24 protein-coding genes and 4 tRNA genes are annotated in these 24,292 nt (G+C 35.1%); 3 read left to right on the forward strand and 25 right to left on the reverse strand.

Annotated features, from left to right (window positions below; all coding sequences use genetic code 11):
- Positions 1-182 precede the first annotated feature (182 nt).
- The 16 genes from rplL to ABEG11_RS06580 form a co-directional block, all read right to left on the reverse strand.
- On the reverse strand, positions 183-554 hold the full coding sequence (gene rplL / locus ABEG11_RS06505; RefSeq protein ID WP_348823380.1) for a 50S ribosomal protein L7/L12: 372 nt from the start codon (positions 552-554) through the stop codon (positions 183-185).
- Positions 555-651: 97 nt separating this feature from the next.
- Positions 652-1,152 carry a 50S ribosomal protein L10 gene (gene rplJ, locus ABEG11_RS06510; protein ID WP_348823381.1) on the reverse strand — a complete coding sequence of 167 codons (501 nt, stop codon included), beginning with the start codon at positions 1,150-1,152 and terminating at the stop codon, positions 652-654.
- A 22-nt stretch (positions 1,153-1,174) separates the two neighbouring features.
- Positions 1,175-1,864, reverse strand: a complete 690-nt coding sequence (gene rplA, locus ABEG11_RS06515) for a 50S ribosomal protein L1 (protein WP_348823382.1) — start codon at positions 1,862-1,864, stop codon at positions 1,175-1,177.
- Between the two features lie 13 nt (positions 1,865-1,877).
- The gene (gene rplK, locus ABEG11_RS06520) at positions 1,878-2,315 is read right to left on the reverse strand and encodes a 50S ribosomal protein L11 (protein ID WP_035639405.1); all 438 of its coding nucleotides are present in this window, start codon (positions 2,313-2,315) and stop codon (positions 1,878-1,880) included.
- Positions 2,316-2,381: 66 nt separating this feature from the next.
- Positions 2,382-2,933 carry a transcription termination/antitermination protein NusG gene (nusG, locus tag ABEG11_RS06525; protein ID WP_348823383.1) on the reverse strand — a complete coding sequence of 184 codons (552 nt, stop codon included), beginning with the start codon at positions 2,931-2,933 and terminating at the stop codon, positions 2,382-2,384.
- A 9-nt stretch (positions 2,934-2,942) separates the two neighbouring features.
- Positions 2,943-3,140: a preprotein translocase subunit SecE gene (gene secE, locus ABEG11_RS06530; protein WP_348823384.1), complete on the reverse strand. Its 198-nt coding sequence runs from the start codon at positions 3,138-3,140 to the stop codon at positions 2,943-2,945.
- A gap of 18 nt (positions 3,141-3,158) precedes the next feature.
- Positions 3,159-3,229: transfer RNA gene (locus ABEG11_RS06535), tRNA-Trp, on the reverse strand.
- 56 nt (positions 3,230-3,285) lie between these two features.
- Entirely contained in the window at positions 3,286-4,473 is a 1,188-nt protein-coding gene (gene tuf, locus ABEG11_RS06540) for an elongation factor Tu (protein ID WP_348823385.1), read from the reverse strand.
- 54 nt (positions 4,474-4,527) lie between these two features.
- Positions 4,528-4,599, reverse strand: a tRNA-Thr gene (locus tag ABEG11_RS06545).
- A gap of 82 nt (positions 4,600-4,681) precedes the next feature.
- Positions 4,682-4,762: transfer RNA gene (locus ABEG11_RS06550), tRNA-Tyr, on the reverse strand.
- 52 nt (positions 4,763-4,814) lie between these two features.
- Positions 4,815-4,888, reverse strand: a tRNA-Thr gene (locus tag ABEG11_RS06555).
- A 91-nt stretch (positions 4,889-4,979) separates the two neighbouring features.
- Entirely contained in the window at positions 4,980-5,282 is a 303-nt protein-coding gene (gene hpf, locus ABEG11_RS06560; RefSeq protein ID WP_115813442.1) for a ribosome hibernation-promoting factor, HPF/YfiA family, read from the reverse strand.
- Positions 5,283-5,316: 34 nt separating this feature from the next.
- Positions 5,317-6,216, reverse strand: a complete 900-nt coding sequence (locus ABEG11_RS06565; RefSeq protein ID WP_348823386.1) for a tyrosine-type recombinase/integrase — start codon at positions 6,214-6,216, stop codon at positions 5,317-5,319.
- A 76-nt stretch (positions 6,217-6,292) separates the two neighbouring features.
- Positions 6,293-6,490 (reverse strand): 30S ribosomal protein S21, encoded by a 198-nt coding sequence (rpsU, locus tag ABEG11_RS06570; protein WP_348823387.1) that lies wholly within the window; start codon positions 6,488-6,490, stop codon positions 6,293-6,295.
- Between the two features lie 106 nt (positions 6,491-6,596).
- A complete protein-coding gene (locus ABEG11_RS06575; RefSeq protein WP_348823626.1) occupies positions 6,597-7,739 on the reverse strand; it encodes an acyl-CoA dehydrogenase family protein in 1,143 nt (380 codons plus the stop codon).
- Between the two features lie 18 nt (positions 7,740-7,757).
- The gene (locus ABEG11_RS06580) at positions 7,758-8,642 is read right to left on the reverse strand and encodes a ComEA family DNA-binding protein (protein WP_348823388.1); all 885 of its coding nucleotides are present in this window, start codon (positions 8,640-8,642) and stop codon (positions 7,758-7,760) included.
- 273 nt (positions 8,643-8,915) lie between these two features.
- Between ABEG11_RS06580 and ABEG11_RS06585 the strand changes: the two genes are divergently transcribed.
- A complete protein-coding gene (locus ABEG11_RS06585) occupies positions 8,916-10,367 on the forward strand; it encodes an amino acid permease (RefSeq protein WP_348823389.1) in 1,452 nt (483 codons plus the stop codon).
- 77 nt (positions 10,368-10,444) lie between these two features.
- On the opposite strand, the gene ABEG11_RS06590 is transcribed toward ABEG11_RS06585, so the two are convergent.
- From ABEG11_RS06590 to ABEG11_RS06610, 5 genes are all read right to left on the reverse strand, one after another.
- The gene (locus tag ABEG11_RS06590; protein WP_100841929.1) at positions 10,445-10,672 is read right to left on the reverse strand and encodes a PspC family transcriptional regulator; all 228 of its coding nucleotides are present in this window, start codon (positions 10,670-10,672) and stop codon (positions 10,445-10,447) included.
- A 118-nt stretch (positions 10,673-10,790) separates the two neighbouring features.
- Positions 10,791-12,059 (reverse strand): DUF2851 family protein, encoded by a 1,269-nt coding sequence (locus ABEG11_RS06595; RefSeq protein WP_348823390.1) that lies wholly within the window; start codon positions 12,057-12,059, stop codon positions 10,791-10,793.
- Between the two features lie 111 nt (positions 12,060-12,170).
- Positions 12,171-12,653 carry a 3'-5' exonuclease gene (locus ABEG11_RS06600; protein WP_348823391.1) on the reverse strand — a complete coding sequence of 161 codons (483 nt, stop codon included), beginning with the start codon at positions 12,651-12,653 and terminating at the stop codon, positions 12,171-12,173.
- 70 nt (positions 12,654-12,723) lie between these two features.
- On the reverse strand, positions 12,724-14,085 hold the full coding sequence (locus ABEG11_RS06605; protein ID WP_348823392.1) for a pyridoxal-phosphate dependent enzyme: 1,362 nt from the start codon (positions 14,083-14,085) through the stop codon (positions 12,724-12,726).
- Between the two features lie 113 nt (positions 14,086-14,198).
- Entirely contained in the window at positions 14,199-16,079 is a 1,881-nt protein-coding gene (locus ABEG11_RS06610) for a putative porin (protein ID WP_348823393.1), read from the reverse strand.
- A 461-nt stretch (positions 16,080-16,540) separates the two neighbouring features.
- Between ABEG11_RS06610 and rnhB the strand changes: the two genes are divergently transcribed.
- Positions 16,541-17,203, forward strand: coding sequence for a ribonuclease HII (rnhB, locus tag ABEG11_RS06615; protein ID WP_348823394.1), 663 nt, complete (start codon positions 16,541-16,543; stop codon positions 17,201-17,203).
- Positions 17,204-17,236: 33 nt separating this feature from the next.
- On the opposite strand, the gene ABEG11_RS06620 is transcribed toward rnhB, so the two are convergent.
- From ABEG11_RS06620 to ABEG11_RS06635, 4 genes are all read right to left on the reverse strand, one after another.
- Positions 17,237-19,612, reverse strand: a complete 2,376-nt coding sequence (locus ABEG11_RS06620) for a TonB-dependent receptor (protein ID WP_348823395.1) — start codon at positions 19,610-19,612, stop codon at positions 17,237-17,239.
- A 65-nt stretch (positions 19,613-19,677) separates the two neighbouring features.
- Entirely contained in the window at positions 19,678-20,259 is a 582-nt protein-coding gene (locus ABEG11_RS06625) for a Crp/Fnr family transcriptional regulator (RefSeq protein WP_348823396.1), read from the reverse strand.
- A gap of 129 nt (positions 20,260-20,388) precedes the next feature.
- Positions 20,389-21,093 (reverse strand): lipoyl(octanoyl) transferase LipB, encoded by a 705-nt coding sequence (gene lipB / locus ABEG11_RS06630; RefSeq protein WP_348823397.1) that lies wholly within the window; start codon positions 21,091-21,093, stop codon positions 20,389-20,391.
- A 369-nt stretch (positions 21,094-21,462) separates the two neighbouring features.
- Complete coding sequence (locus ABEG11_RS06635; protein WP_348823398.1) at positions 21,463-22,200, reverse strand: hypothetical protein; 738 nt, start codon at positions 22,198-22,200, stop codon at positions 21,463-21,465.
- Positions 22,201-22,506: 306 nt separating this feature from the next.
- Between ABEG11_RS06635 and lysS the strand changes: the two genes are divergently transcribed.
- Positions 22,507-24,207, forward strand: a complete 1,701-nt coding sequence (gene lysS, locus ABEG11_RS06640; RefSeq protein WP_348823399.1) for a lysine--tRNA ligase — start codon at positions 22,507-22,509, stop codon at positions 24,205-24,207.
- The last annotated feature ends 85 nt before the right edge of the window (positions 24,208-24,292 follow it).

Consider the following 24,292-nt stretch of genomic DNA (forward strand, 5'->3'; position numbering starts at 1 on the left):
CATCTTTAAAAACAAACAAATTAAAACTTTGTAAATTTTCTTTCTTCGTATTGATTAAAAACCTTTTCGTATTTTAAACTATTTTATAATAAAACTTGATATAATTTTATTATACGAAAAATGGTTTAGACCGTTGGACGGTTTCGTCCAAGGTCTAAACCTACTTTAAAACTGACGTTTTGTTATTTTAACTCAACTACAGCTCCAGCTTCTTCTAAAGATTTTTTAAGACCTTCGGCCTCTTCTTTAGTTACACCTTCTTTAACGTTACTAGGAGCGCTATCAACTACATCTTTAGCTTCTTTCAAACCTAAACCTGTAAGTTCTTTAACTAATTTTACTACAGCTAATTTAGAAGCTCCAGCATCTTTCAATACTACTGTAAATTCTGTTTGAGCCTCTTCAGCAGCACCTTCATTACCACCAGCAGCAACTACTACAGCTGCAGCAGCTGGTTCGATACCATACTCATCTTTCAATATTGTTGCTAATTCGTTAACTTCTTTAACTGTTAAGTTAACTAATTGCTCTGCGAATTGTTTCAAATCTGCCATTTTTTCTATCTTTTTTTAAAATGATTTGTAAAAAATATAATTTATTTATTGTGCGCTAATTCAAGCAACAAGGAAATAAAGTTCCTTGTTTTGAGTATTATGCTTCAGCCTCTTCGCTGCCAGCGAATTGATTTTGTAAAGCAGCAATAACTCTTTGAGCTGGTGATTGTAATAATCCGATGATTTCACCGATAAGCTCTTCTTTAGATTTAATAGTTGCTAATGCATCTAATTGATCATCACCAAGATAAACTTCAGAATTAATATAAGCTCCTTTCAATACAGGTTTTGCAGATTTTTTTCTGAAATCTTTGATAATTTTTCCAGGTGCATTTGCAACATCTGCAATAAATATAGCACTATTACCAGTCAAAACAGTAGGTAAATCTCCATAGTCATTATCAGAAGCCTCCATTGCTTTTGCAAGCAAAGTATTTTTTACTACCTCTAATTTAACACCTGCCTTAAAACAAGCTCTTCTCAAGTTTGAAGTTGTTTCTGCGTCTAACCCAGAAATATCAGATACATAAATAATGTTTGTACCAGCTAACTGTGCAGTTAAATCTTCAATCGCGATTGATTTTTCTTCTCTAGTCATACTAAAAATTATTAACTACCAATTATACTGCTTTTGGATCCAATGCAATTGCAGGACTCATTGTGCTTGTAAGGTGAATACCTTTGATGTATGTACCTTTAGCAGCAGTTGGTTTAAGTTTGATTAATGTTTGAATAATTTCGTGTGCATTGTCATAAATTTGTTCAGCTCCAAAAGAAACTTTACCAATTCCTGCATGTACGATACCAGTTTTATCAACTTTAAAATCGATTTTACCAGCTTTAACCTCTGCAACAGCTTTTGCAACATCCATAGTTACAGTACCTGTTTTAGGGTTTGGCATTAAACCTCTAGGACCTAAAATACGGCCTAATGGTCCTAATTTACCCATAACAGCAGGCATAGTGATAATTACATCAACATCTGTCCAGCCGTCTTTAATTTTTTGTAAATAATCATCAAGTCCTACGTAGTCTGCACCAGCCTCTTTAGCTTCGGCTTCTTTATCTGGAGTAACTAACGCTAATACTTTAACATCTTTACCTGTACCGTGAGGCAAGGTTACTACACCTCTCACCATTTGATTCGCTTTTCTTGGATCTACACCCAAGCGAACTGCGATATCAACAGACTCATCAAATTTAGCAGAAGCAACCACTTTAATTAATGCCGCAGCATCTTTTAAAGTGTATAATTTGTTCTTTTCAATTTTTGAAGCAGCCTCTTTTTGCTTTTTTGTCAATTTTGCCATGTTTTTCTCTTAATTAAAAAGGAGAATCTCCTGATACAGTTATACCCATAGATCTAGCTGTTCCAGCAATCATACTCATAGCAGATTCGATTGTGAATGCATTTAAATCTACCATTTTATCTTCAGCAATTGCTTTGATAACATCCCAAGTAACACTAGCTACTTTTTTACGATTTGGTTCACCTGATCCAGACTTTAGCTTTGCAGCTTCCAATAATTGGACAGCGGCTGGAGGAGTTTTTACAACAAAATCAAATGATTTGTCTTTATACACAGTAATTTGTACTGGGCATATTTTGCCAGGTTTATCTTGTGTTCTAGCATTAAATTGCTTACAGAACTCCATGATGTTAACCCCAGCAGCTCCTAAAGCAGGTCCAACCGGTGGCGACGGATTCGCAGCACCTCCCTTAACTTGTAGTTTAACTACCTTACTAATTTCTTTAGCCATTTTTTAAAAAATTTAACACGACAATCATTGGAAGCGATTGTGTGGTTATTATAGATGTAACAAAAATTATACTTTTTCAACTTGCATAAAACTAAGCTCTAACGGTGTCTTTCTTCCGAAAATTTTCACCATTACTTCAAGTTTACGCTTTTCTTCATTTATTTTTTCAACAGTACCGTTAAAGCCATTAAATGGACCATCGATCACTTTAATAGTTTCTCCTAAGTTGAAAGGAATTGAACGAGTATCTGTATTTACTGCTAACTCATCAACCTTACCTAACATTCTATTTACTTCTGACATTCTTAATGGAACTGGCTCCCCGCCTTTTGTTTCCCCCAAGAACCCAATAACACTTGTGATAGACTTGATAATATGAGGAATCTCCCCAACTAAATTGGCTTCCAGCATAACATAACCAGGAAAATAAACTTTATCTTTCGATAATTTTTTACCCTCCTTTACAGTAACCACTTTTTCAGTAGGCACAAGAACCTGCGAAACATAATCACTCATTCCCAAACGAGCTATTTCTGTTTCGATATAAGCTTTCACTTTATTTTCCTGCCCGCTTACTGCACGAACGACATACCATTTTTTTAAATTATTATCAGCCATTACAAAAAATTATGCTTTTATCCAGTTAAAAAATATAGATAATGTTTTTGCACATACTTCATCAGTACCCCAAGTCGCTAAAGCAAATACCACTGAAAAGACAGCAACAACGATTGTAAGACGTTGCACTTCAGCCCACTCTGGCCAAGTTACATTTGATTTTAATTCCTCAAATGATTCTGATATGTAATTAACAACTTTTGTCATAGTGATTAGTTTATTTTGCACGGGCGGAGGGATTCGAACCCCCATCAACGGTTTTGGAGACCGCTATTCTACCCTTGAACTACGCCCGTAGTTATTAAAAACCAGTGTCGCCAAGACGACACTGGCCTTATTATGTATGGTAGTATTATTCTACAATTTCAGTTACCTGACCTGCACCTACAGTTCTTCCACCCTCACGGATAGCAAAACGAAGACCTACACTCATAGCAATTGGGCTTAATAACTCAACATTGATTGTTAAGTTGTCCCCTGGCATTACCATCTCTACACCTTCTGGTAAAGAAATAACTCCTGTTACGTCAGTTGTACGTACGTAGAATTGTGGACGGTAATTATTGTGGAATGGAGTGTGACGTCCACCTTCTTCTTTTTTCAAGATATAAACCTCAGCTTTGAATTTTTTATGTGGTTTAACAGATCCTGGCTTAATGATAACCATTCCTCTTTTGATAGATTCTTTATCAATACCTCTTAACAATAAACCTACGTTATCTCCAGCCTCACCTCTATCAAGGATTTTACGGAACATCTCAACTCCTGTAATAGTAGAAGTCAATTTTTCAGCTCCCATACCAATGATTTCAACAGCATCTCCTGTATTAGCAATACCAGTTTCGATACGACCTGTAGCAACAGTTCCACGACCAGTAATTGTAAATACGTCCTCAACTGGCATCAAGAATGGTTTCTCAGTGTCACGTACTGGCTCTTCGATCCAAGAATCTACAGCTTCCATCAATTCAAGAATTTTAGGAACCCATGCAGCATCATTATTCAATCCTCCTAAAGCAGAACCTTGAATAACTGGACAGTTGTCACCATCATATTCGTAGAAAGACAATAAGTCTCTGATTTCCATTTCAACTAATTCTAAAAGCTCAGCATCATCAACCATATCCACTTTGTTCATGAAAACTACCATTCTAGGAATACCTACTTGGCGACCTAAAAGGATGTGCTCACGAGTTTGTGGCATTGGTCCGTCAGTTGCAGCTACAACAAGGATAGCACCGTCCATTTGAGCAGCACCAGTAACCATGTTTTTTACGTAATCCGCGTGACCTGGACAGTCAACGTGTGCGTAGTGACGGTTAGCAGTTTCATACTCAACGTGTGATGTATTAATTGTAATACCTCTTTCTTTTTCTTCAGGAGCATTATCAATTTGATCAAATGATTTTGCTTGACAGTAACCAGCATCAGATAACACTTTTGTGATTGCTGCTGTTAAAGTAGTTTTACCGTGATCTACGTGTCCGATCGTACCAATGTTTAAGTGTGGTTTCGAACGGTTAAAGGTTTCTTTTGCCATTTTACTTAATTTTTAATCTAGTTTATATATTTATTTCAATTTCCTACTTACTTGAGCCAACTACGGGAATTGAACCCGTGACCTCTTCCTTACCAAGGAAGCACTCTACCCCTGAGCTAAGTCGGCAGAGAAATTTTGCTTAAAATTGTTTAAAAGTTTAAAGCTATTTTTAAACCATTTAAACCTTCAAACTTTAAACTTCAATTTGTGGGGAGAGCAGGATTCGAACCTGCGAAGTTCACACAGCAGATTTACAGTCTGCCCTCGTTGGCCGCTTGAGTATCTCCCCATTTTTTTTATCAATAATTGCATGAACTATTCCAAATCGCATTGGAAAAAAGAGCCGGCGGAGGGACTCGAACCCACGACCTGCTGATTACAAATCAGCTGCTCTAGCCAACTGAGCTACGCTGGCGATTTCAATAAAAAAAGTCCGCTATTTCTAACGGACTGCAAATGTAGAGATTTTATCTTTTAATCAAAACATTTTTTGAAAAAAATTTAAATTAAATATGTGTTCTTAACTTTTCTTTACGTTTTACCAGTAATCGCTCTAGTGATTCCGCTGCCTGCTCTACTGCTTCCTCAAAGGATTTGCATTGTTTTTCAACCAAAAAATCATCTCCGGGAACATTAATTTTTATCTCAACATTTTTATTTTCCTTTTCACTTGTCTTTTCTACTTTCAAAAAAACATCAGAAGACACAACTCTATCATAATATTTCTCCAATTTATCCATTCTTTCCTGAACGAAATCTACTAGCTTTTTGTCAACAGTAAAGTTAACTGCATGAACATTTACCTTCATAATCAATCTATTTAATGGTTAAACACTTTTTGAATTATTTTTTATTCCTAGGATGAGCTTCCTGATATACCTTTTTAAGCTCAAACAAACTGCTATGCGTATATATCTGAGTAGAAGCAAGACTAGAATGTCCCAATAATTCTTTAACTGAATTTAAATCGGCTCCGTTATTCAATAAATGAGTCGCAAATGTATGTCTTAATATATGAGGACTTTTTTTTACTTTCTCGGAGACACTACTAAAGTATGAATTTATTAATCGATACACAAAGGAATCGCTTAATTTTAATCCTTTTTTTGTGATGAATAAATACTCCTCATCATGTATTACTTCAAGCAATGACCGTTCCTTTATATATATCAACAATTGCTCTGCCACCACTGGCAAAACCGGCAGAATACGCTCTTTATTCCTTTTTCCTAAAACTTTTATTGTACCTCCTCCCAAATTTACATTTGAAAGCTTTAAATGAATAAGTTCTGTTCTTCGGATTCCAGCAGTATAAAACAATTCAACTATGAGTTTATCCCTTATCTCTTCAAATCCTTCTGGAACTGGATTTTGAGACAAAGCTTCAGCTAATTCTTTTTCCGAAAATGGTATCTGTAGTTTTTTTTCGGTTTTTAAAGCCTTATGCTTCAATAACGGACTAACCTGAATTTGCTTGATTTTTAATAAAAATTTATAAAAAGCTTTTAAGGAAGCTATTTTTCTGTTTATTGTTCCATTTGAAACACCATCATCTACAAGCGTAACAATCCAGCTTCTAATCTGACTGTAATTAACCTGATCAATAGTATCTTGTTCAAAATACTCCTTATTATATATCTCAAAACAAGAGATATCATTTAAATAAGCATTTATAGTGTGTGAAGAATATTTTTTTTCGAGTTGCAGATAATCCCTAAATGCATCTTTATTATTTGAAGCCATAAAAAAACCGTTAGCATCAAAGTTAAGAAACTTTAATAACTAACGGTAATTTATTTTAAAATGCGTTGACAGTAAATTAGATATTCTCTACACTATCTCTTAATCCTTGGATATAAGCCGCTTTTTGGAATTTCATTCTATTTGTAACAGATGGCTTAATAAAAGCTGTACGTGCTCTTAATTGTCTAACTGTTCCAGTTTTATCAAATTTTCTTTTATAGCGCTTTAATGCTCTATCGATATTTTCTCCGTCTTTAATTGGTATAATTAACATAATTTTATCACCCCCTTTCGTTAAGTGCGCAAAAGTAAATATTAATTATGAATTATCCGTTATAAATTACGAATTATTTTAAAATAAAAAAAAGAAGCACTTCTTTTTAATCTTTTAAAATATTTCTTGAAATAACCAATTTCTGGATTTCGGTAGTCCCTTCACCAATAGTACATAATTTTGAATCCCTATAGAATTTTTCCACAGGATAATCTTTAGTAAATCCATAACCGCCGTGTATCTGAATAGCCTCATTAGATACTTTTACGCAAACTTCAGAAGAATACATTTTAGCCATTGCGCCTAAAGTTGTAACAGGTTTATGCTGTTCTTTCAGAAAGGCAGCTTTATGCAATAATAATTCTGACGCTTCAATTTCGGTAGCCATATCAGCCAATTTGAATGAAATTGCCTGAAAATCGGAAATGGGCTGGCCAAACTGATGTCTCTCTTTAGAGTATTTCAAAGCTGCTTCATAAGCACCTTTGGCAATACCAAGTGACAAAGCACCAATTGAGATGCGGCCACCATCAAGAATTTTCATAGCCTGTACAAATCCATCTCCTACTTCGCCCAGCCTATTTGAGTCTGGTATACGGCAATTGTCAAAAATTAATTCAGCCGTTTCACTGGCGCGCATTCCTAATTTATTTTCTTTTTTTCCCGATGCAAACCCTTGCATTCCTTTTTCGAAGACAAATGCTGTCATTCCTTTGGAATCGCCTTTTTTGCCAGTCCGGACAACCACTACGGCAATATCTCCAGAAATAGCGTGGGTAATAAAATTTTTAGCTCCATTTACCACCCAATGATCGCCATCACGAACAGCGGTAGTGTTCATACCTCCAGCATCGGATCCTGTATTATGCTCAGTCAAGCCCCAAGCCCCAATATGTTCGGCAGTTGCCAGTTTTGGAATCCATTTTTTCTTTTGTTCTTCGTTTCCAAAAGTTAAAATATGATTTGTGCATAATGAATTGTGAGCTGCAACTGACAATCCAATAGATGGATCAACTTTTGAAATTTCCTCAACAATTGTAATATATTCATGATATCCTAATCCCGAACCACCTAATTCGGCTGGAACTAAAACACCCATAAAACCCATTTCTCCCAATTTTTTAAAAAGCTGCGTTGGAAAAATCTGGGCTTCATCCCACTCCATTATATAAGGTCTTATATTTTTTTCGGCAAAATCTTTTATAGATTGCGCTATTAAAGATTGAGTTTCGTTATAATCAAAATTCATCATAAAATGTCATTCATATTAAAAGCTCAAATATAAGCTAATATATTTTGCTTTATCAACAGGAAAGTCGTTAATTTTTGTCAAATCCTCAATATTTTTAAAGTCACCATTCATGCTCCTGTATTTTACAATCTGTCTGGCCAAGTCTTGTTTGAAATAAAAAAACTTAGACAGCTCCTTTAAAGAAGCATTATTTACATCTATTTTAATCAAATCTGGAGGTTTTATAATAGCAAAGTGCTTGTTCAAATTTAAAATTACTTCTGGAGACAATCCCCAAACTTCTTTAAGCTGTTCCATCGATACAAATGCTCCTAGTTTTTCTTTTTGAGATAGAATCCTTAGCGATATGGCTTCTCCTATTCCATTAATCTTGATTAAATCTTGTTGTGCAGCCTGATTTATATCAATAAGAACAATTTTTTCATTTTTAACGAAAGCCTTATCTGAAAAACTTTTATATTGATTACTGCCTTTTTTCTGATTTACCCAATCTGGAAATTTAAAAAATGGTGAAATTGCATGAAGCAGCGAATCCGAAATTTTTGTAACATCCTGAAACTCTTTGGCAGAATTGACAAATTTATTTTGTTTTCTAAAAGTCAATAAACGGTCTATTTCTTCTACGGACATTCCAAGTTTATATCCTTTATAATCTGAAATAAAATTTGGATTAAAAGGATACATTACAGGCTTATTACTGGTCTTATGCGATTTCAAAGAATCTACTGCTGCTTGTAAAGAAAGCCACTGCTGCCGAGCAGGTTCTTTTTCCTGAATTGGACTAAAATCAGCGAAATAATAAACAAACTGCAGGATAATGATAATTCCAAAAAGAAAAAAAATTCCTGACCGCTGCTGATTACTAAATTTAAAATATGGTGTTATCTGATTAAAATTCATTTACTAAAACATTTATCGTTTCTTGAGAATATAAAATAAGATAAAAAAATTCATTTTATTAAGAAAAATATCAAATTCACACCATTTACAACAACAATTAATTTCATTTTCAAATACTATACAACTAAATGATTATCAGAAGATAAACAGAATTCAAGATTATTCTCTTTCAAAAGTTAAAGTTTTTATAACTTAAAAGAAGATAAATGTTTTTATTTTTTGCAAAAAACGATACATTTGAAGCTTAATAATAATTAACCAATATATTATAGTATGTCAATTTGGAAAACTAAACCTCTTTCGGTATTGCTTGATGAAGCATCCGAATCTGAGAAAGGCCTAAAAAGAACCTTATCTTCACGATCACTTGTCGCATTGGGAGTTGGAGCCATCATTGGAGCCGGATTATTCTCATTAACAGGTATCGCCGCTGCAGAACATGCCGGACCAGCAGTTACTCTATCTTTTGTTTTAGCAGCCGTTGGATGTGCATTTGCAGGACTATGCTATGCAGAATTTGCTTCGATGATTCCTGTTGCAGGCAGTGCTTATACCTATTCTTATGCTACTATGGGTGAATTTATGGCTTGGATTATTGGTTGGGATTTAGTTTTAGAATACGCATTAGGAGCCGCTACCGTAGGGGTGAGCTGGTCACGTTATCTGCTTGAATTGTTAAATAAATATGGCATACATCTGCCCCACGAATTTATCTGTTCGCCCTGGGAAACACTAAAACTCAGTGATGGAACCGTTGTAGAAGGAGGAATTATAAACCTTCCGGCCATCTTTATTGTATCAATGCTATCCTTATTATTAATTAGAGGAACAAAAGAATCAGCTTCATTAAACAATTTTTTAGTTATTGTAAAAGTTGCCGTAGTTGTTATTTTCATCGTTTTAGGATGGAGTTTTATTGATACAGCAAACTACACTCCTTATATCCCAGAAAACACTGGAGTTTTTGGAGAATTTGGATGGACTGGAATTGCTGCTGGTGCTGGAACCGTATTCTTTGCTTTCATTGGCTTTGACGCCGTATCTACAGCAGCTCAAGAAGCTAAGGATCCTCAAAAAGGGATGCCAATTGGTATTTTAGGATCATTAATAATCTGTACACTATTATATGTATTATTTGCCCACGTAATGACTGGATTGGTAAACTATTCAGAATTTGCTGGAGATGCAAAACCTGCCGCTACAGCATTTGCAAAAACAGGATATGACTTTTTGCAAACTGGTTTAATTGTTGCGATCCTAGCTGGATACACTTCGGTAATGCTAGTTATGCTTATGGGACAAAGCCGTGTATTTTATACTATGAGCAAAGATGGTTTATTACCTCCGTTTTTCAGTTCAATTCATGCTAAATATCGTACTCCTTGGAAAACAAATCTTTTCTTCTTGATTTTCGTAAGTATATTTGCAGGCCTAGTCCCTGTTAGTGATCTAGGACACATGGTAAGTATTGGAACATTATTAGCATTTGTATTGGTTTGCATTGGTGTTATGGTTATGCGTAAAAAAATGCCAGACGCTCCAAGATCTTTCAGGACTCCATTAGTACCTTTTGTACCAATCGCAGGTATTATTATTTGCTTAGCATTAATGTATTCATTACCTAATGAAAGCTGGGTAAGACTGGTAGTCTGGATGGGCTTAGGGATAGCAATTTACTTTGTATATGGAAAGAAAAACAGCAAATTGAACAATCCTGAAAAATAATTTTATACAAAATAAGAAAAAGGGATTTTAAAGCTTAACCACTTTAAAATCCCTTTTTTTATATCAGAAACTTAGTTTTATAAATCAAAGACCGAAGTTCGTTTGGCTCGAACTAAATCTTTCAGCCTAATCCAGAAAGCTAAAGTTAAATACACTCCAAATCCTAAACCTGCAGTTACAAAAGATATATAGATAAAAAAAAGCCGGACATTTGTAACTCGCATCCCTAACTTATCTGCCAATCGGGAAGACACATGAAAACCGTATTTTTCCAAAAAAAATTTCAATCGTATTACTGCTCGCATAGTATTAGAAAATGAGTTTGTACAAAACTACAAAATTTATAAACATGCAAACTTATAAAATACATCAGCTCAATCCATCTTCTCCCAATAGTTAACCGCGAATAAATAATTGTCCTAATTATTTTTTCAGCAGCTCTATCCCAATAGCACAATCTAAGCATTTAGCCTTATTGCAATATTCATTCTTAAGCTGCAGTAATGCCTGAGTTTCAAATGCATTTTTAGACTTTATTCCATAAGATTCAAACTTATCTATTATTGAATTGTTTTCTGCTCCCACATTATTTAGAAAAGCTATTAAATCTTCTGAAACTTCTTTGCCTTGGCTCTTGGCATAAGCAAATTGAAGCGGAATTACAGTATTTAAAATCAGTAAATCCATAAAAGACTTTGATAATACCTTTTTCTTTTTTGGGCTTTCCTTATCGAACTGATAATGCGTTTCCCAATATGGCGTAACCGAAACTCTAAATATTTCATAGACTGCTTCGGCTGAATTCAAATTACTTATTTTAGAAAAGAGATTCTGCTGTTTATGAAATAAATTTGCTAATTGCGAGATCCGGATTGTGGGAAAATTATCTGGCCTATGTTTAAAAAACTGCACTGGCTCAATTAAGCTCTTTTCGATTTGATATTTATGAAGAAGATAAAAATACCGGAACTTCAAATCTTTAAAATAAACATCTTCTTTCTCAGCGTCCAGCAATCCAGCTGAGCCTAACAGTAAAGCTTCGAGATTTTCGGCTTCAAAACATTCTTTGCGGATTATTGAAAATGGAATAGACTGCGCAATTTTAAAAAACGTTTCTCCATTGGTATTCAATCCAAAATTCTTGGCTAGAAGACGGAACAACACAGTTTCCCAATCGTTATTAGTATCGTCTAATAATTGCAATATAGGCTGTGATTTTCGTTCCAGACGTTCAAAAAACAATCGTTCCTGCCAGTTGGCTAATGTGAATTGGGGAATATCTTTTAATTGCTTTTCGCAGAAAACCCATGACTTCGGAGCTAAAAGCTTTTGATAATTATTAAGAATAGATTGGTCTACGTAGTTTTTGAGCTCAAGAACGGGAATCTCCGAATTATCAGATCTAAAAACCTCTGAGTCATGTTCCCAGACGACATGCAAAATCACATTTTCATAACCCGCATCTTTTTCATGATGATGAATATACCAATCAGAGGATTTGGCATGCATCTCAACATTTCCAGCCCATTTTTGATTTCCAATAGTAATTTGCGCATTAAAAAAATCGGGACCTGCCAATTCCAGGTACTGCCCAGCATTACTGATTGTTATTTCCTCTTGATTATATGTTTTTAGATTTACGGTATCAAATTTCTTAAATTTCCAGATGTAGTGGAGAAAATCTTCTTTCATGATGCAGATTATTGACTTTTAGACTAAAGTAATAAAAAAATAACAATTTGTCCTACAAAATAAAAAAACTCATTTCACACTTTGCAAATAGAAAGAAAGCTAAGCTCAAAATTATCTTAACAAATACAATTTGGCGCAAGCCCTTGCATCAGATAAAGCCTCATGATGATTTAATTGGATATTCATTTCACGGCAGCAGTCGCTAAGCTTTGTTGGCTTTAACCCTTTTGACTTATATATTTTCACGGTGCATTCCCAGCGGGAGCCAATATTTAAATCGTCATAATTCAAGCCATGCAGCATCATTGATTTCATCAAAATATTCCGGTCGAAGCTTTCATTGTGAGCTACAACAACTCTGTTTTGAAGCCTTTTTTGAATTTCGGGAAAAACTTCTATAAAGGTTTTGGCATTTGCGGTATCTCTTGGTGAAATACCATGAACTTGAATTGTAAAAGGATTATACTCGTTATTTGGAGGCTTAATCAATGTTACAAATTCATCAACAACCAATCCGTTTTCAACCATTACTATTCCAACAGAACACGGATGATAAGCAGTTGCAGTTTCAAAATCTATTGCAGTAAAAGTCATGAAAATTTAAAATTTAAAAAGAACATTGCAGATTTTAACCATCAGTATAAAATCTGCAATATAAACAATATTATTTCATCGATCTTATGATGTCAGACTTTGTAATAATCTGATGATTTCCATTATTAAGATCAACTAATACGGCATCATTCCCTTTAGTGAATAATTTAGAAACTTCTTCAATAGAAGCATTCAATTTTACCACAGGAAAAGGTTTTCCCATCACTTCCTTGATTGGTTTATCGGCCACATTTTTATCGGCCACATAACTTCTAAATAAATCCGTTTCATCAACAGAACCCACAAACCCATCAATATCAACCACTGGTATCTGCGATATATTATACTTACGCATACGCTCGATTGCATGCGAAACCAATTCTTCGGTGCGCACCACGATTAATTGCTGATTGATATGATCTTTAATTACATCTTCAGCCGTTGTAACCTCTTCCTCTAAGAAACCTCTTTCACGCATCCAGTCATCATTGAACATTTTGCCCACATAACGGCTTCCTGAATCGTGAAATAACACCACTACTACATCGTCCGGCTTGAAATGCTCTTTGAGCTGTAATAATCCTTTTATGGCTGCACCAGCAGAATTTCCGACAAAAATCCCTTCCTCGAGTGCAATTTTTCGGGTATAAACAGCAGCATCCTTATCTGTTACTTTTGTAAATCCATCGATTAAAGAAAAGTCAACATTCTTCGGTAGAATATCTTCACCAATCCCTTCTGTGATATAGGAATAGATTTCATTTTCGTCAAAAATTCCAGTTTCATGATATTTTTTAAACACAGAACCATACGTATCAATTCCCCAGATTTTGATGTCCGGGTTTTTCTCTTTCAGATATTTCCCAACGCCGGAAATGGTTCCGCCAGTTCCTACCCCAACTACAAAATGAGTAATCTTTCCATCTGTCTGCTTCCAGATTTCTGGCCCTGTCTGTTCGTAATGTGCCAACGAATTGGATAAATTATCATACTGGTTTACATACCAGGAATTGGGAGTTTCGGCAGCCAGTCTTTTGGAAACCGAATAATAAGAACGTGGATCTGTTGGATCAACATCGGTTGGGCAAACTACTACTTTGGCACCTACTGCACGAAGAATATCCATTTTTTCCTTAGACTGCTTATCGGATATTACACAAATTAACTTATACCCTTTGATGATTGCCACTAGAGCAAGCCCCATTCCTGTATTTCCAGAAGTTCCTTCTATTATTGTTCCTCCAGGCTGCAAGCGTCCATCAGCCTCAGCATCTTCAATCATTTTTACAGCCATACGGTCTTTTACTGAATTCCCTGGATTGAATGTCTCCACTTTTGCTAAGACCAAAGCATCAATTGCTGCAGTAATTTTATTGAGTTTTACCAAAGGAGTATTCCCAATCGTGCCTAATATATTTTCAGAGTATTCCATTTAGTTATTTTTCAGAAGTTATAACTTAAACTATAGTATCTCTATAGTTATATGGAAGTAAAATTAGCATATTTTTTATTTAAACTAACTTTTTGAATAAATTTTGTTATAAATCAATTAAAGAAATTCCAAACCAGTCCAAAACGGATTAAAAAATCACGATAGGGATTATTGGTATCCGAGAAATAATTATTCTTTGAAAACAGTGAATTAAAATGCTCTGCTTTGAAATATATCCTGGTGCGCTGGATTTTAAAATTAACAAAATAATCAACCAGCGGGGAGTTCCCAATTTTTACCTTATCCTGAACAAAGAATTCACCAATTACAGGATTGTAATTATTAGTGTAGTAACTGCTGAAGTAATTAAACTCGATACCTGTCTGGAAATATAATTTTCTGTTAAACAAATAATTAGTGTAATACAATGTATTTCTTGTTACAAATTCAGGAACATTCAAAATTGCATCTGGCTGATCCACTTTCTGGAATAACAGCGTATTGTCTAATGCCCATTTGCCAACAACAAATTCCCTTGAAATCTTAAGTGAAGCATAATTTATTGTTTTACCATATTGATGAGGCTTAACAATCTGCATAGTGTCATTTCGTACTGCAGCATCGGAATCTGTATAATACAAATGATCGTTTATCGTATTCAGCTGGGCTGATAATGAAACCCATTTTGTGTCAGCCACAGCACTGATTGAGTTAATTTTTTCATTAACAAAATCATTTTGCCAATTATATTCCCTGTAACTGCTTTGAAACAAATTATAATTATTATTAGGCAGTTTATTCATGCTCTGATAGCGAAATGACAATTGATTTTCGTCATTCCAATCATATACTGCCGACACATCTAAATTAAATAAATTTTGATCTGTTACCGATTTAGAATATAAAATCTTGCCATTCCATTTGTCTTTGCGATAATTGTATTGCCCTCCAATAGTATTAATAGTCTGGCTCAGCAGATTTCCAACCGTTACGTCGCCATTCAAATATAAGATGTTGTTATAAAAATAATTGGTGCGCAAATCCTCTGCAAAAAAAGTAAAAGAACCCAAAGTGGTGTTCTCATATACCAGACCAGCTTTATTATACATTTTATTATAATCAGTTCTATCGTCCATTCCGCCTGTAACGAATGACTCGCCAAAACGATTCACCTCATTACCATCTACTATCGAAGGAATTGTTTCCTGCGTATAGCCGTACATGAATTTCTCGTAATTAAACTGCTCTGTAATATATAAATTGTTAGCCGCTTTTTTTGGATTTATCCTAAAGGCCTGATCTATAAAGAAACGTTTCCCTTTTAATTCTGAATTTGCATCTTCAAAATAAACTCCCAATCGCTGTCTGTTATCAAAGGTAGGATCGCCACTTGTAAAATTGCTTACATTGCTTATACCTCCATTTTCTTCATTCTGAAATCTTTGAGAGGTGTAATGCATATTGGCAATATAACGTCCATTTTTGGAATTATAACTTGTAGTAAATCTAAAATTTCCCGATTTTGCCTGCTGATTGATATATCTTCCCTCCGATCGCAAAGCTCTGAAAGCTATAGAAAAATTAAGTCTTGGAGATACATTTATAGCAAAATACGAATCGGCTGACTGCCCTTGCTGTATGGTTGTCTTAAAATATAATTCGGTCACTGGAGTGGCAACATTGGCATATTTAATATCATTTGCCCTCATATAATTAAACTGTTTTGCCGTAAAACCAAATTCTGGATAAGGCGAAAAACCATTTAATCCATACTGCAATGTATTGTATGTCTGTCCATCATTAGGAAAAGCCAAAAGTCCAAAATTATCTTTTCGCAAATAATTATGACTGTAGGATTTCCTGATAGACTGTGTAGTATCTATATAAGTCGTATCCCGATCCAGAGAAATAAACTGATACATATCATAAGTAGCCTCAGGCGCTTTTTTCTTCTTTATCGAGTCCGAAGAATTATATTTACTATTATAATCCATTTCTTTAGCACTGTTAACCTGTTTATTTTTTTGCGAGAACAGCAGTATCGGAAAAGCTAAAAAAATTAAAGAAAAGAAAATCCTCATTTGAAACGATTATAATTAGGCAATTATTTTACAGATATATCCAGCAAAGGTAAAGGATAAAAACGTATAAATAAAAAAACACCCCAATTTATAAAGTAAACCTTAACACATATTTTTTTTGCAAACTGATACTTTTTATTTTCAAATATTTTGGCGAGCTACCTTCCTGATAAAGGGATCCCTATTCTTTGCGTATATTGGCCCTTCTAACTGACTGCTGTCAGGATATCGCTCCGTGGCGCGAATTACTGCTATCCTTCTCGCTGACACAACAATCCAAGTGCAATAGCCTCCACATATATTTTTGAAAAACCATTGACATTACAAAAAATCAAGAAAAATTTTTATAATATTTGCCATTCAAAAATTTCATAATGCTTCTAAATAATTTCTCCTCATATATATTAGAAACCGGTACTGACGAAGCGGGGCGCGGCTGTCTGGCTGGACCAGTAACAGCGGCAGCAGTAATTCTTCCAATGGATTTTGAAAACAGCATTTTGAACGATAGTAAACAGTTATCCGAAAAAATCAGGGAAGAATTAAGGCCTATTATCGAGCAGCATGCCGTTTGTTATGCCGTAACTCATCTGCATCCTGAAGAAATAGACGAAATAAATATCCTGAATGCCTCGATGAAAGGGATGCAGGAATGTGTTTTGAAGCTGCACAAAACCCCCGAATTTATTATTGTAGATGGAAACAGGGCATTGAATGCTAAATTAGGTTTAAAGAATACTTTTGGCAAACAATTCTCGAAAACTGAAATTGAATTACTAAAATCGATTCCTAATCAAAGCTTTATAAAAGGAGACTCTAAATTTCTGAGTATTGCAGCCGCTTCTATTTTGGCAAAAACCTATCGTGATGAATACATGAATAAAATTCACGAAGAATTCCCAATGTACAACTGGAAACAAAACAAAGGTTACCCCACCCTGGAACACCGCGAAGCCATCAGGAAATATGGCACTACAAAATACCACCGGATGAGTTTCAGGCTATTGCCGGAACAGCTCACTTTGGAATTCGAATAAAAAAAAGCTTGTCATGCAAGCTTTTTTTATTCCTTAAAACTGAAACTTATATCCAAAATCAGGAGAGAAACCTATTTGATCTTTTTGATCCACACTATTGGTTATTCGGTTATAATCCCTGCTAAAAACATTGGTATGATTAGTAACATTCTGAAAATCGACATAAAACTGATGAAACCTTTTCTTGGATTTACTGTTTATTTTTATTCCAAATTTCACATCGAGCCTTAAATACGGATCATATTGCTCACTGAAAGCATTTGCATTATCTCTAATTTCATAACCCGCATCGTTTGACGCAACTAAATCTACCGGAGTATAATAACGTCCACCAGCTGTTGTAAATTTTGTGTCAATTGAAAAAACATTTTTCTTTGTCTTTCCAATTTTAAATTCTTTTCCTCCCAAAAGATTAATTACATATCCATTATTAAAAGGAGAATTACGTTCTACACCATCACTTCCGCTATATTTGCTTTCAAAAAGAGAAGTAGTAAACAATCCATAATAACCTTCGCTAAAGAATTTTTCGACCGTAAATTCAATTCCCTGATTATGGCCTTTACCATTGCTCGTCAAAGAAGTCTTATCAATTGAATATCCAAAATCCGAACCTTCGGTCAATGTCGAATAACTGCTGGGAAAAGATTCAGCACCCGCTTTTGTAATGTCCTGATAATACAACTCAATTTTCCCCCTCCATTTGCTGGCCAGCCTTACATCGTATCCCAAAACATAATGCTGGCTCTGTACTAAATCTAAATCTCTATTGGTTTGAACCTTCGCTCCGTCTACATATTCATTAAGGAACAAAATAGGAACTGGCACACTTTGATGATGCTGGCCATAACCCAGACTGATAGTGTTTTTAGCATTGAAAGCATAAGACAGAGCTGTTCTTGGCTCGAAAGCAAATTCATCGTTTATAGAAAAATACTGCCCATGAACTCCAGCATTGAAAGTTAATTTCTCCGTCAAGCGAAACTGTCCCTGAACAAACGGCTGAATAATATTATAATTCCCATCCTGAGTAACCAATTCCACCAGGTCTGGATAACCGTCACCATCATTGTCCTGCTGTCTGTCCCGGGATGAAATCTGGGAATCCAGCGTATAATTTTCAAAAAGCAGACCAGCTCTAAGAGTTGTTTTTTTATTGATTTTAGAATTGAACAAAGTCGAAAATGTAATTCTGTCTTCAGAATTATCAGTATCCATAAAACGCAATTTATTTTCGGCAGGAGTTTGATAATTATAATAACGGTCATTCTTATAAGTATTTCCAGCCGCAGCATAACCAACTATCGTTTTCAGATACGAGTTATTGCCAATCTCTAAATTATGTTTTAGGCCAAAAGAACCAAACTGTGAAGTGACAAAACTATCTTCATCCTGCGCCGCAAAAGGGTCTTCCTCATCAATTTTGCTGCCTAAAAAATCAATATCTGAAGTGCCATAAATTCCGAAAATAGAGAAATTACCTATTTTGCTTTTTCCAAAATCTACATTAAAACTAATGTCACTATAATTTGGCTGTGCAGCAGTTCCTGCCAAACCCGTGACTCCCACAAAACCATACCTTGCCGATGCTATAAAAGAACCACCCTTTTTGCCCAAAGGTCCTTCTGCCATGAACTCCAATCCTGGATAAGCACCTGCACTAATCATATATTCGTAATTATCTGGATTTCCCTTTCGGAAACCGAGATCAAAAACCCCAGCAATCGCGTTGCCATATTCAGCTGGAAAAGCGGAAGTCAAGAAATCAGAATTAGCCAAGAGATTAGGATTTAATGCCGAAACTGGTCCTCCTGTGGTTCCCAATGTAGAAAAGTGATTGGGACTTGGAACCGGCATTCCTTCAAGACGCCACAACATACCCGAAGGAGAGTTTCCGCGTACAATGATATCATTACGGCTGTCGTCACCTGTTGAAACGCCAGCAAAATTAGAAACCAGACGTGCCACATCGCTTCTGCCTCCAGCATAACGGCTTACTTCTTCGGTAGTAAATTGCTTAGTAGATATGAGTGCCATTTTATTAATAGCTTTTGCTTTGCTTGAACCCGAAGTAACAACAATTTCATCTAACGTATTGAACTTTTCTGTCATTGAAATAGTCAGCAGATTATCTTTTCCTGTGGTAACATCCAGATCCGCGACTGAAGTACTTTCATAACCTTCAAAACTGATATTCAGATTTTGTCTTCCAATTGGAATATTGGATATTTTGAAATTACCATCTGCATCGGAAACCGCTTTTAAATCTTCACTTCCTGCTAAAGAAATTGCAGCTCCTGCTATTGGTTTCTCGGATTGCTTGTCAATTATTTTTCCTTTTATAACACCAGTCTGAGCCGTAGAAGCTAAACTGAAAAATAATATAATAACCAGAAATAAATGTTTCATTTTTTTTGTTTTATAATTATAAAAACAAAAATAAAGCGTTGAAATATCTTAAAAATTGACTTAAGTTAAGATTTTTCGTTTAATGTTATTCTGCTTCTGATACGGCTTAAACTTTCGGGCTTTACGCCTAAATAACTAGCGATGTGTTTTAGAGAAACTCTTTCTACCACTTTGGGACGGTATTTTATTAATGCCAAATAACGTTCCTCGGGATTTAGCAATGTCATAGACATCCCTTTCCCTGTAAGTCCTTTGATTGTTCGCTCCATCATCTCACGCAAAAAATCATTAAAGACAGGATATTGATTTACTAATTTGTCAAAATCATCTTTGTAAGCTAGATATAATTCACAATCCTCAAGTGCTTCTATATTAATCTTTGAAGGTTTTCCATATAAAAAGCTTTCAAAATCTGAGTACCATCCATTTTCAAAGAAAAAATTACCTGTTGCTTCTATACCATCATTTAAATAATAGTGTCTGATACAGCCTTTTTGAATAAAAACACCAAAATTACAAAACTCTCCTTCTACTAAAAGATGCTCCCCTTTTTTAAGTTTTTTAAATTTTAAAATACTTCCAAATGCGTTTCCTTCTTCTTCACTGAACTTTAAAAATTCTGATAAATTTGAAATTACACTTTGCATACCTTACTAATTTTGAAAGAAAAATGCTAAGTTAAATAAAACAATCGAATTTATTATTATAGAGCAGATATTCAACAAATTAAACACAAAAACCAAAAAAAAGTATGTACTGATTATTTCTTGAACTGTTTAAAAAGTAATAAACTCTGCTTCGAATAATTGGGTGAAATGCTTTAAGATTTTTGCTTTCACTTCGGCTTCATCCACTTTATCAATACCAAGTTCAACATTCAAGGAAGTCACAGCTTTACCACGGATTCCACACGGAATTATATTATCAAAATAACCCAGATCGACATTAACGTTTAGAGCAAAACCGTGCATCGTTACCCAGCGGGAAGCCCGGACACCCATAGCACAGATTTTTCGGGCAAATGGTGTTCCAGCACCAAGCCATACTCCAGTTTCTCCCTCGCTTCGTCCAGATTCAATACCATATTCTGCCAAAGTCAAAATGATGGCTTCCTCCAGAAAACGCAGGTATTTATGAATGTCAGAGAAAAAATTCTCCAGATCAAGAATGGGATAACCCACAATCTGTCCTGGACCATGATACGTAATATCGCCGCCGCGGTTGATTTTGTAGAAAGTGGCTCCTTTGGCTTCGAGCTGTTTTTCGGAAAGTAATAAATTTTCCAAATCACCGCTTTTGCCTAAAGTGTAAACGTGAGGATGTTCGACAAAAAGTAAATAATTGGGAGTTGGAACATGGGTTTCTTCCCTCCTGTTTTGGATTTTTAAATCGACAATTCCCTTAAACAATTCTTCCTGATATTCCCAGGCAGTTTTGTAATCTTTATTTCCTAAATCCTGAAGCTGGATGGTTTTGTTCATTTTTTTGAAGACACTAAGTTTCTTAGATATTGAGATTCTAAGATTTATTTTTTGCAAAGGTACAAATGTTTCCGGCTTACTAACAGGTTTTAAAAAACTGTTAGGCATAATATTATTCAAACTAAACCATAAAAATCCTAAAAGGTGTTGAAAACCTTCAAAAGTTCTAGATCTATATTTCCAAGAATCAATTACCAGTTTTTCATCATTCCGTAGGATCCCCAGGTTGCTTGCTCACATAACTGAGATTCCTACCGAATGACAAACTTTGAGTTATCTTATCTTATCTTATCTTATCTTATTAGCTAAAATTTTAAAACTAAAAACTGCTGGATACCTAACAGGTTTTCGCAACCTGTCAGGATAAATCTAATCTGCTTCAGGTTCCAGAACTACTTCGAGATTTGTGCTGATTGGATTCTGAAGACAATCGGACAAAAGAAATTCCAGTTTTAATGATTTTTTGTCGGAGCTAATTTCGGCTAGAGCATTGGAAACTGACTCAATTTTTCGAGGAAAATGGTAATTCAAAACATATTTCTGAACCAATTTCAGCCCTTTGTATTTGGCTTTTAACTCTTCAATTTTATCAAATTGTTTTTTTTGTTCCAAAGTATCTGTAATTGCAACAATCCTGTAAAAACGATTCCCGGCATAATCATAGCGAACTTTGTAATAATGTTCTTCGGCGCTTAAGGCATAGTTGTTTTTTATATCGTCAATGTAATGATCAGTTTTAGAGAGGTCAACTATATCAGATGCTTTTTGAAAGTTCTGAGTATAAGCAGATCGGAATTCTTTTTCGTAGGAACTCTGTTTTTTATGAACTTTTACATCTGAATATTTCAAAAATACATTTTGATCAGCAACTGGGGTTCTAGAAAAGGTATCGTCGTGCTTTTTGATATAATCACCAAAGACATACGTTGTATCTCTATAAATATTTTCTTTAGAATAATTTTCTCTCGCCAATTGCATGTAACTGTTTTCGTCTCGCAGCATGACTACTTCAATCGTTCCACTGCCATCTGGATTGAGATGAATGGTTTCTGTGATTTGACAGCTTATCATTAAAAGCGGCAGGAGTACGAAAAAATATTTTTTCATTATTTGAATTTCATTATTTGTAAGAACGAAGTTATAAAATAACCGTAAGGGATGCAAAGCTTAGCGTAATTTGAGTAATTCTTTGCGAATGATGCGGTTAAAATAGTGTGATAAAAAACCAAATTTCCGGCATAGCCCTGATGGAAACGGCATCCTTTTATGGCGGGGTTCGCCATAAAAGATATAGTGTACAGCAGGTGGAATTATGAAAAAAAACTGAGAATTTCTACTCTAAAAAATCTAAAAACTGCATTCTGAAATCTGCAATCTATTTGTTATCTTTGCGCACTTAAAAAACAGTATATAATGGCATTATCAGAACAAGAAATCATCCGAAGAGAAAAACTTCAATCATTACGTAACTTGGGAATTAACCCTTATCCTGCTAATCTTTTTCCTGTAAATCATACTTCGAAGCAGATAAAGGAATCTTTTGAAGAAGGTAAGAAAGTGATTGTTGCCGGGCGTTTGATGAGTGTGAGAGATCAGGGAAAAGCTTGTTTTGCCGAATTGCAGGACAGCGAAGGACGTATTCAATTGTACGTGAACCGCGATGTTTTATGTGAAGGCGATGATAAAACTTTATATAATCAGGTTTTTAAAAAATTGACCGATTTGGGCGATTTTATTGGTATTGAAGGTGAATTGTTTACAACACAAGTGGGTGCCAAATGTATCCGTGTGAGCGGTTTTACTTTTTTGAGCAAAACGCTTCGTCCGCTGCCATTGCCAAAAGTAGATGAAGACGGAAAAGTACACGACGCTTTTAACGATGCTGAATTGCGTTACAGAATGCGTTATGTGGATTTGACGGTAAATCAGCATGTGAAGGATACGTTTATAAAACGGACCAAATTGTTTACTGCAATGCGTGGTTATTTTAACGATGCTGGTTATCTTGAAGTGGATACTCCGGTTTTGCAGTCCATTCCTGGCGGAGCTTCTGCACGTCCGTTTATCACACACCATAATTCGCTTGACATTCCGCTTTATATGCGTATTGCAAACGAATTGTATTTAAAAAGATTAATTGTTGGCGGTTTTGAAGGTGTTTATGAGTTCTCCCGAAACTTCCGTAATGAAGGAATGGACAGAACGCATAATCCTGAATTTACAGCAATGGAAATATATGTAGCCTACAAAGACTACAACTGGATGATGGAATTTGCAGAAGGTTTACTGGAACATTGCGCGATTGCAGTAAATGGAACCAGTGAAGTTACTTTTGGCGAGCACAAAATCAACTTTAAAGCGCCTTACGCTCGTGTAACGATGACCGATTCCATCAAGCATTTTACTGGTTTTGATATCTCTGGTAAAACAGAACAAGAATTGTTTGAAGCAGCACGCGGAATGGGAATCGAGGTTGACAACACGATGGGTAAAGGAAAACTGATTGATGAGATTTTTGGAGCGAAATGCGAAGGAAATTATATTCAGCCAACATTCATCACTGATTATCCAAAGGAAATGTCGCCGCTTTGTAAAGAACACCGCAATAATCCAGACTTGACTGAGCGTTTTGAATTAATGGTCTGCGGTAAGGAAATTGCAAATGCCTATTCGGAATTGAATGACCCGATTGACCAAAGAGAGCGTTTTGAAGACCAAATGCGACTAGCAGAAAAAGGTGATGATGAAGCCAACGGAATTATCGATGAAGATTTCTTAAGAGCGCTTGAATATGGCATGCCTCCAACATCAGGTATGGGAATTGGAATGGACCGTTTGATTATGTATTTGACAAATAATGCTTCGATTCAGGAAGTTTTATTGTTCCCGCAAATGCGTCCGGAGAAAAAACAAACAATTGAACTTTCTGATGAAGAGAAATTTATCGTAGACTTATTGAAAGGAAATGACAATAAAATGGATCTTCAGCAATTAAAAATTACGGCTAACTTAAGCGGTAAAAAATGGGATGCTTCTATGAAAAATTTATCTAAACACGGTTTAACAAAAGTGGCTGTTGAAGGTGAGTTTAAGTTTGTGGAATTGGTGGAGTAATTTTCAACTTGATATAAATACCAAAAAAGGAACTTCGTAACGGAGTTCCTTTTTTTGAATAAATCCTAATTATAATTTCTTATTT

Origin of the sequence: Flavobacterium aestuarii (genome assembly GCF_040049115.1) — a bacterium.
In the GTDB taxonomy this organism is placed as follows: Bacteria; Bacteroidota; Bacteroidia; order Flavobacteriales; family Flavobacteriaceae; genus Flavobacterium; species Flavobacterium aestuarii.

Excerpts from the sequence above, each read along its gene's own strand:
- rplL (WP_348823380.1), bottom strand. The coding sequence starts at position 554 with ATGGCAGATTTGAAACAATTCGCAGAGCAATTAGTTAACTTAACAGTT.
- rplJ (WP_348823381.1), bottom strand. The coding sequence starts at position 1,152 with ATGACTAGAGAAGAAAAATCAATCGCGATTGAAGATTTAACTGCACAG.
- rplA (WP_348823382.1), bottom strand. The coding sequence starts at position 1,864 with ATGGCAAAATTGACAAAAAAGCAAAAAGAGGCTGCTTCAAAAATTGAA.
- rplK (WP_035639405.1), bottom strand. The coding sequence starts at position 2,315 with ATGGCTAAAGAAATTAGTAAGGTAGTTAAACTACAAGTTAAGGGAGGT.
- nusG (WP_348823383.1), bottom strand. The coding sequence starts at position 2,933 with ATGGCTGATAATAATTTAAAAAAATGGTATGTCGTTCGTGCAGTAAGC.
- secE (WP_348823384.1), bottom strand. The coding sequence starts at position 3,140 with ATGACAAAAGTTGTTAATTACATATCAGAATCATTTGAGGAATTAAAA.
- tuf (WP_348823385.1), bottom strand. The coding sequence starts at position 4,473 with ATGGCAAAAGAAACCTTTAACCGTTCGAAACCACACTTAAACATTGGT.
- hpf (WP_115813442.1), bottom strand. The coding sequence starts at position 5,282 with ATGAAGGTAAATGTTCATGCAGTTAACTTTACTGTTGACAAAAAGCTA.
- ABEG11_RS06565 (WP_348823386.1), bottom strand. The coding sequence starts at position 6,216 with ATGGCTTCAAATAATAAAGATGCATTTAGGGATTATCTGCAACTCGAA.
- rpsU (WP_348823387.1), bottom strand. The coding sequence starts at position 6,490 with ATGTTAATTATACCAATTAAAGACGGAGAAAATATCGATAGAGCATTA.
- ABEG11_RS06575 (WP_348823626.1), bottom strand. The coding sequence starts at position 7,739 with ATGAATTTTGATTATAACGAAACTCAATCTTTAATAGCGCAATCTATA.
- ABEG11_RS06580 (WP_348823388.1), bottom strand. The coding sequence starts at position 8,642 with ATGAATTTTAATCAGATAACACCATATTTTAAATTTAGTAATCAGCAG.
- ABEG11_RS06585 (WP_348823389.1), top strand. The coding sequence starts at position 8,916 with ATGTCAATTTGGAAAACTAAACCTCTTTCGGTATTGCTTGATGAAGCA.
- ABEG11_RS06590 (WP_100841929.1), bottom strand. The coding sequence starts at position 10,672 with ATGCGAGCAGTAATACGATTGAAATTTTTTTTGGAAAAATACGGTTTT.
- ABEG11_RS06595 (WP_348823390.1), bottom strand. The coding sequence starts at position 12,059 with ATGAAAGAAGATTTTCTCCACTACATCTGGAAATTTAAGAAATTTGAT.
- ABEG11_RS06600 (WP_348823391.1), bottom strand. The coding sequence starts at position 12,653 with ATGACTTTTACTGCAATAGATTTTGAAACTGCAACTGCTTATCATCCG.
- ABEG11_RS06605 (WP_348823392.1), bottom strand. The coding sequence starts at position 14,085 with ATGGAATACTCTGAAAATATATTAGGCACGATTGGGAATACTCCTTTG.
- ABEG11_RS06610 (WP_348823393.1), bottom strand. The coding sequence starts at position 16,079 with ATGGATTATAATAGTAAATATAATTCTTCGGACTCGATAAAGAAGAAA.
- rnhB (WP_348823394.1), top strand. The coding sequence starts at position 16,541 with ATGCTTCTAAATAATTTCTCCTCATATATATTAGAAACCGGTACTGAC.
- ABEG11_RS06620 (WP_348823395.1), bottom strand. The coding sequence starts at position 19,612 with ATGAAACATTTATTTCTGGTTATTATATTATTTTTCAGTTTAGCTTCT.
- ABEG11_RS06625 (WP_348823396.1), bottom strand. The coding sequence starts at position 20,259 with ATGCAAAGTGTAATTTCAAATTTATCAGAATTTTTAAAGTTCAGTGAA.
- lipB (WP_348823397.1), bottom strand. The coding sequence starts at position 21,093 with ATGAACAAAACCATCCAGCTTCAGGATTTAGGAAATAAAGATTACAAA.
- ABEG11_RS06635 (WP_348823398.1), bottom strand. The coding sequence starts at position 22,200 with ATGAAAAAATATTTTTTCGTACTCCTGCCGCTTTTAATGATAAGCTGT.
- lysS (WP_348823399.1), top strand. The coding sequence starts at position 22,507 with ATGGCATTATCAGAACAAGAAATCATCCGAAGAGAAAAACTTCAATCA.